Annotated in this window: 1 protein-coding gene; it reads right to left on the reverse strand. The window is 51.3% G+C overall.

The genetic code is table 11. The features are described from left to right. Positions 1-52: 52 nt before the first annotated feature. The coding region (locus SB756_RS35020) for a DUF1654 domain-containing protein (protein ID WP_410913875.1) at positions 53-238 on the reverse strand (186 nt) is incomplete at its 5' end.

The raw sequence follows: 238 nt of genomic DNA on the forward strand, positions 1-238 counted from the left end.
GGTGAAGGTAAAAAACAGGCAGCATACAGCGATAAAACGGACACTCATTCAATCAATCTTCCTTCGGCACAACCCAGAAAATCTGCACGCCACCGTCATCCCGATAGGCGAGCGTGACGTTATCGTTTTCGGCGATCTCTTCCAGCAGGCGTTCCCACTCATCCACAGGCTCATCCGGCAGACGGAAGATCAACGCGGCCTTGGCTTTCTGGGCGTTGGTTGAATTGATGATTTTTTG

The organism is Pseudomonas sp. SIMBA_068 (assembly GCF_046534705.1).
Classification (GTDB): domain Bacteria; phylum Pseudomonadota; class Gammaproteobacteria; order Pseudomonadales; family Pseudomonadaceae; genus Aquipseudomonas; species Aquipseudomonas putida.